The sequence below is a fragment of the Kocuria sp. APC 4018 genome, assembly GCF_030407675.1.
Lineage (GTDB): Bacteria > Actinomycetota > Actinomycetes > Actinomycetales > Micrococcaceae > Kocuria > Kocuria rhizophila.
The window spans coordinates 1-6,824 of the sequence record NZ_JASDCY010000034.1 but is presented as its reverse complement, the minus strand read 5'-3'; the positions used below and the strand labels follow the sequence as shown (position 1 = coordinate 6,824).

The window sequence follows — 6,824 nt, the reverse complement described above, 5'->3', positions numbered from 1 at the left end:
GACGCCGCCACCACCGCCGACTCCGGCGAGGACACCGAGCAGGCCGCCGAGGCCAAGACCGAACAGGCCCCGAAGGCCGACACCAAGCAGGCCTCGCCGCAGTCTGGTGGGGACTCCTCGTCTGCGGGATCTCCTTCCAAGGACGTCCCCGGCTACGTGACGCCGCTGGTGCGCAAGCTCGCCCGCGAGAAGAACGTGGATCTCGGCTCGCTGACCGGTACCGGTGTGGGCGGACGCATCCGCAAGCAGGACGTGCTCGCTGCGGCGGAGAAGGCCGAGAAGTCGTCGACTCCCGCCGTCCAGGACACCGGCGCGGACCTCTCCCCCGCCGTGTCCCGCCAGAGCACCGAGTTCGCCGCCGCCCCGGCTGCGGATGCCAAGCGTGGAACCACGGAGAAGGCTCCCCGGATCCGCATGACCATCGCCAAGCGCATGCGCGAGTCCCTGGACGTCTCCGCCCAGCTCACGCAGGTGACCGAGGTGGACATGACCCGTGTGGCCAAGCTGCGTCAGCAGGCCAAGGACCAGTTCCAGAAGCGCGAGGGCGCCAAGCTCACGTTCATGCCCTTCTTCGCCAAGGCTGTGGCCGAGGCCCTGCAGGCTCACCCGGTGCTCAACGCCACGTTCAAGGAAGACTCCAAGGAGATCGTCTACAACGGCTCCGAGGACATCGCGATCGCGGTGGACACCCCCCGCGGGCTGCTGGTGCCGGTCGTGAAGAACGCCGGTGACCTCAACCTGGGTGGTCTGGCCAAGCAGATCGCCGAGCTGGGCGCCTCCGCCAAGGACGGCAGCATCTCCCCGGATGCGCTGACCGGGGGCACGTTCACCATCACGAACATCGGCTCGTTCGGTGCACTGTTCGACACCCCGATCATCAACCAGCCGCAGGTGGGCATCCTGGGGACAGGTTCGATCGTGAAGCGGCCCATGGTGGTCACGGACACGGAGGGCAACGACACGATCGCCATCCGCCACATGTGCTACCTGTCGCTGACCTACGACCACCGTCTGGTGGACGGCGCGGACGCCGGTCGCTTCCTGAGCACCCTCAAGAAGCGCCTGGAGGCCGGGCAGTTCGAGTCGGAGGTCGGTCTCTGAGCGACGGTTCGACGTGTGCGGATGGTGGGGGGCTGCGGCCCGTGAACCGTCTGCACGCCACCGTCCGGTGACCCGCCCCACGGGCCCGGGATGTGGAGTGCCTCACGCACGCCGCGTCCCGGGCCCGTGGTCGCTTCCGAGGGCCGCTGTCTCGGTTAGTCTCGATCCATGACATTCCTGCTGAACCTCCTCCTCTTCCTCCATATCGTGGGCGTCGCTGTGATCGTTGGCACGTGGATCTACACCATGAAGCGCCCCACCGTGACCGCCGGCCAGTTCTGGGCCGCCGTGCTCATGCTCATCACCGGTCTGGGCCTGGTGGGCATCCACGAGATGGGCGGCGGCTCCATCAACTACGCCAAGATCACCGTCAAGATCGTGATCCTGCTGGTGGTGCTCGTGGCCGCCTTCATCGGCATGCGCAAGACCCAGCGCAACGAGCCGGTGTCCACGGGCCTCGCGCACGCGGTGGGCGGCATGGCGCTCATCAACGCCGCCGTGGCCGTGTTCTGGTGATCTGAACCGCCTGGTTCGACCTCCGGAACCCCGGCGCCCGCAGTCCTCTGGACCGCGGGAGCCGGGGTTCCTCCATGTCGGGGTCACCGTGACGGCAGCGGGGCCACGTCCGCGAGACGCCATCCCTCCGGCGTCCACACCACGGTCACGCGCACTGCCTGTCGCGCCCGCGCCCCGTCACGTCGGACGTGGGCCTGCGTGGGGACTGCGCCGTCCCAGCCGCGGGTCACGATCTCGGCGCGGTAGGTGCGCGTGCGCGCCTCCTCCGCCGGGGTGAGGCGCCCTCCCGGCACCCGTTCCTCCTCCTCCAGGGACTCCACCTCCATGCTGAGACCGGAGAGGGCGGTCTCACCGGTCCCCGGAGCAGGCTGCGCGGCGGCGCGACGGATCAGGTCACGGTCCTTGGCCGCGAGCGCCGAATCCGGGACGTACACCGCCGAGACCGCGGCTTCGTCACCGGCCGCCAGTGCCGCCGCCCGGGCGGAGACGAGCTGCGTGACGGCCTCCCGTGCTTCTCGCTCCTTGTCCTGGGCCCTCGCACCGGGTGCCTCCGAGTGCGGCGTGCCGCCCTCCCGACCCGTGCGTTCCGCCGGGCTTCCATCGGCACCGTCTCCATCGGCGCTCTCTCCCGAGGTTCGCCCGGTTCGTCCCTCCGCCGGCTCGGGCCCGGCTGACGCCGAGGACGTCGGTGGCGCGTCCGGGCCAGCTGCCGTCCCCGGAACTGCCCCGGCCGCGCCGGCCGCCCTTCCCGGGTCCGCCGCAGTCACCGGGCCAGGAACCGCCGCAGACGACGCCGCGGCCTCCGGGTGCACACCCGCGCCGTCTGATCCGGTCCACGCGGCGTAGCCGCAGGCCAGCAGGGTGGCGAGACTCGCGGCCGCCACCATGGCAAGCACTCTCGGGTGGTTTCCTGCTCGTCCCATCCACCCGACGCGGGCATCCCCGTGCCCGAGGGCCGAGGCTGCCCCGCCCGCGGTGTTCGCACGACGTTCGGGGCCCCTCGCCGAACGACCGGAGCGGATCGTGCCCGTGCGGGTGGTGCTCCTGCGGCGGTCACGTGCCGCACCCGATCCCCGTCTGCGGTGGACGTCACCTCCCTCTGAGCCAGAGGCGCGGGCTGAGAACCTCCGGCGGGACCGCACCACGGTGCCGTCCGCACGGATGACTTCCGGGGTCATACGCTCCTGCGGCCGCCGCGCGGGCGCGGACCTGGGCGCGGGAGCGGCGAACCCGGCCGCGAGCTCCCCGGCAGTGGGGCGGACGGACGGGTCGTCGGCGAGGGCGGCCTCCAGCATGAGCACGAGGTGCCGCGGTGCGGAGGGCACCATGAGGGTGAGCGGAACCCGGTGCGAATCCGGCCCAGGCATGCGCCCGGTGAGCGCCCGCCACCCCAGGACACCGAGCGCGTACACGTCCTGGGCCCCGGATGCCGGGCCGGCCGCGGTCCCCCCAGTGCGGTCGGGGGCGCCCTCCGGGTCTCCGTCCAGCAGCCCCGGCGCCGTCGAGCGGTCCCCGTGGCCCCACGCTGCAGGGAAGCCACTGCGCCCCGGGCGCACGCCGTAGCCGTCCAGCAGCACCTGCCCCTCCGCGGTGACGATCACGTGCTCCGCGCTGAGACCCCCGTGCACCCAGCCGTGCTCGTGGAGGTGGCCGAGCCCCCGGGCCGCGGCCGCGAGCACGGGTGCGATCTCCTCCGGTGTGATCCGCCCCGCCTCGCGGGCGCGCTGCGCAAGAGTCGTGCCCCTGACGTGGTCCGTGACGAGCCCCGCGACCCGGCCGTCCTGCTCCAGGGTGGCCCGCACGGACACGAGGTGAGGGTGCGGGTTCTCGGACCACGCCGCCACGAGCTCCGCGAAGTGCGCCTCCAGAGCGCGGCGCACGGTCGGCTCCTCCGCGACCGCGAAGGTCACCGTGAACTCCTCCCGGGTGGTGGACTCGCGCGCCCGCCAGGTGCGCGTTCCCGCGCCCTCGCTCAGCACGCCCGCAAGTTCCAGTCCCCCGAGCAGGGCGGCACCGGCCACCTCGCCGTTGCCCGCGTCGGGCCCCGGGCCGTCATTGCCCGGTACGACGCCGCTGGACCCGGCTCGCGCGAGCCCACCCGGGTCTCCATCCGCGCGCCCACGCACCTGTCCGTCCGGACCGCCGCCGGGGTCCCCCTCCGAGGGCGTCTCCGGTGCTGGCCGAGCGGAGTCGTCGCGCTCCCGAGGCACCGGGGCGGCGTCGAGGCCCCCGGGTGCCGGGGCGGCGCCCGTGTCCTGTGTCCGCGAGGAAACGGAACGTGCCGCGCGGACCCGGTCCATGGCCGAGGGCCGGGACGCGGCAGGGCGGTCCTCGGCGGTCTGCGGGGACCGCGGCTCGGACGGCGGCTCGGACGGCGGGAAACCGTGCCCGTGACGTGATCGGTGTGTGTGCATGCCACCACTGTGCCGCGCGGGCTGTGCGCCCGCTCACGTTATCCACAGGGTGGGGGGAAGGGATAAGCTGGTCGAATGGCTCTGCACTTCGAACGCATCGGATTCGCCCCGGAGCTGGTGAACTACCGCGAGTGCCTGGACCTCCAGCGGCAGGTCCACCAGGAGGTCGTGGCGGGCACCCGCGGCAACACCGTGCTCATGGTGGAGCACGATCCCGTGTACACCGCCGGGCGCCGGACCGAGAAGCACGAGTACCCGTGGGACGGCACCGAGGTGGTGCCGATCGGCCGCGGAGGCAAGCTCACCTACCACGGCCCGGGCATGCTGGTGGGGTACCCCATCGTGCGTCTTCCCATCCCCCTGGACGTCGTGCGCTTCGTGCGCGTGCTGGAGGAGGTCATCATCGCCGTGGTGCGGGACTTCGGTGTTCCTGCCACCACCGTGGAGGGCCGCTCGGGTGCCTGGGTGCTCGCGGACGAGCGCGGTCCGGACCGGAAGATCTCGGCCATCGGCGTGCAGGTGTCCAAACGCGCCACGCTGCACGGCTTCGCCCTGAACTGCTCCAACGACCTGCGCCCGTTCGGCAAGATCATCCCGTGCGGCATCACGGACGCCGGCGTCACGTCCCTGAGCGAGGAGACCGGGAATCGCATCGACCCGATGGACGTTGTGGCACGTATGGAGCAGGAGCTCACCGCACGGGAGTCCGATCTGTGCGTCCCGTTCGAACCCGATTCCCCGGCCCCGCCGCTGCGACTGGCACCCGCGCCCGGCGCGGCGTCGAGCACCGTGTCCTGAGGGGACCCGGCCCACACCTGTCGAAGCGCTCCCCCGCCGACACCGCGCGGTACGGAGCACCCATCGCCACCAGCGAGGAGTACGCATGACGATCGCACCCGAAGGCCGCAAGCTGCTGCGCGTCGAGGCACGCAACGCCGAGGTGCCCATCGAGAAGAAGCCGTCGTGGATGAAGAACACGGCCAAGATGGGCCCCCAGTTCACCGAGCTGAAGTCCATGGCCCGCGGCCGCGGCCTGCACACGGTGTGCGAGGAGGCCGGCTGTCCCAACATCTACGAGTGCTGGGAGGACCGCGAGGCCACCTTCCTCATCGGTGGTGACACGTGCACGCGCCGCTGCGACTTCTGCGACATCGCCACGGGCAAGCCCGGCATGGTGGACGTGGCCGAGCCCCGCAAGGTGGCGGAGTCCGTCCGGGACCTCGGTCTGCGGTACGCCACGGTGACCTCCGTGGCCCGCGACGACCTCGCGGACGGCGGCGCCTGGCTCAACGCGGAGACCATCCGCGCCATCCACACCATGAACCCCAGCACGGGCGTGGAGATCCTCATCCCGGACTTCAAGGGCCAGCCGGACGCCGTCCAGCAGGTCATCGACGCCCAGCCCGAGGTCTTCGCCCACAACCTGGAGACAGTGCCCCGGATCTTCAAGCAGATCCGCCCCGCCTTCGCGTACGAGCGCTCCCTGGACGTGCTCACGCAGGGCAAGGAGCACGGCATGATCGTGAAGTCCAACCTGATCCTGGGCATGGGCGAGACGGACGACGAGGCCTACGAGGCCCTGTGCGACCTCCACGACGCCGGCTGCGACATCATCACGCTCACGCAGTACCTGCGCCCCGGCCCCACGTTCCACCCCATCGACCGCTGGGTGAAGCCCGAGACGTTCGTGGAGCTCTCCAAGGCCGCCGAGGAGATCGGTTTCCTGGGGGTCATGGCCGGACCCATGGTCCGTTCCAGCTACCGCGCCGGCAAGCTGTGGGCACGGGCCATGAAGAAGATGGGGCGCGAGATCCCGGAGCACCTCTCGCACATCGACGACTCCGGTTCCGCCGCCCAGGAGGCCTCCTCTCTGCTGGCCCGCCTGAGCTGAGCCCGCGGGCGGACGGATCCCGCTCACGGGCCGAGGCCCCGCCCACCCACGGACCGACGACGACGCCGCCCCCGCCCGGGCGGCGTCGTCGTCCCCCGGGCGGCCGGCCCCCGCGCCGGGCCACGGCCGCTGCGTCCCGGGCCGGACCCGCCCGGTCAGCGGATAGAATGGCCCCGATCCCCTACCACCAACTGCGAGGAAGCACCGTGTCACCAGCCACGTCCACCAAGGCCAAGGCCGCCGAGCGCGACCGCAAGCGCGAGGAGAAGCGGCAGCGCAAGGCCGCCAAGGGCCCCGGCGTCTTCGCGCAGATGAAGCAGGTCTTCCAGATGACCCGCGAGAACGAGCCCAACATCCTGTGGTGGATGATCCTGCTCGGCCTCGCGGTGCTCCTGGTGTTCCTGCTCATCGGCGTGGCCCTGGGCAACTGGATCACGTGGTTCCTGATCGGCATCCCCTTCGCCGTGCTCGCCGCCGTGATTCTGCTGTCGCGCCGCGCCGAACGCGCCGCGTTCACCCGGATCGAGGGTCAGCCCGGTGCCGCCGGTGCCGCGCTGTCCACGCTCAAGCGCGGCTGGATCGTGGAGGAGGAGCCCGCCGCCATGGACCCCAAGTCCAAGGACCTGCTGTTCCGCGCCGTGGGCCGCCCCGGCGTGGTCTTCATCACCGAGGGCCCCGTGAACCGCGTGGACAAGCTCGTCAAGAAGGAGCGCCGGCGCATCGGCCCGGTCATCACCAATGTGCCGATCCACGTGATCAAGTCCGGCAACGGCGAGGGCCAGGTGCCCCTGAACAAGCTCACCAAGCAGCTGCGCGGACTGGACAACAAGCTCACCAAGCAGGAGGTCCAGGTGGTCTACCGCCGGATGAACACCCTGCAGAACAAGCTGCCCATCCCCAAG

6 protein-coding genes are annotated in these 6,824 nt (G+C 71.4%); 5 read left to right on the top strand and 1 reads right to left on the bottom strand.

Annotated elements, in window-relative coordinates; all coding sequences use genetic code 11:
- Together sucB and QL985_RS07620 are read left to right on the top strand one after the other, a co-directional pair.
- Window positions 1-1,101: 2-oxoglutarate dehydrogenase, E2 component, dihydrolipoamide succinyltransferase (sucB, locus tag QL985_RS07625; protein WP_290147703.1), on the top strand; the 1,101-nt coding region annotated here is incomplete at its 5' end.
- Between the two features lie 168 nt (window positions 1,102-1,269).
- Entirely contained in the window at window positions 1,270-1,617 is a 348-nt protein-coding gene (locus QL985_RS07620) for a hypothetical protein (protein ID WP_019310698.1), read from the top strand.
- Between the two features lie 83 nt (window positions 1,618-1,700).
- On the opposite strand, the gene QL985_RS07615 is transcribed toward QL985_RS07620, so the two are convergent.
- On the bottom strand, window positions 1,701-4,031 hold the full coding sequence (locus QL985_RS07615) for a protein kinase (protein WP_124109611.1): 2,331 nt from the start codon (window positions 4,029-4,031) through the stop codon (window positions 1,701-1,703).
- 75 nt (window positions 4,032-4,106) lie between these two features.
- On the opposite strand from QL985_RS07615, the gene lipB reads away from it, so the two are divergent.
- The 3 genes from lipB to QL985_RS07600 form a co-directional block, all read left to right on the top strand.
- Window positions 4,107-4,829 carry a lipoyl(octanoyl) transferase LipB gene (gene lipB / locus QL985_RS07610; protein WP_039100837.1) on the top strand — a complete coding sequence of 241 codons (723 nt, stop codon included), beginning with the start codon at window positions 4,107-4,109 and terminating at the stop codon, window positions 4,827-4,829.
- Between the two features lie 85 nt (window positions 4,830-4,914).
- Window positions 4,915-5,922, top strand: coding sequence for a lipoyl synthase (gene lipA / locus QL985_RS07605; protein WP_019310701.1), 1,008 nt, complete (start codon window positions 4,915-4,917; stop codon window positions 5,920-5,922).
- A 206-nt stretch (window positions 5,923-6,128) separates the two neighbouring features.
- The coding region (locus QL985_RS07600) for a DUF4191 domain-containing protein (RefSeq protein ID WP_290147702.1) at window positions 6,129-6,824 on the top strand (696 nt) is incomplete at its 3' end.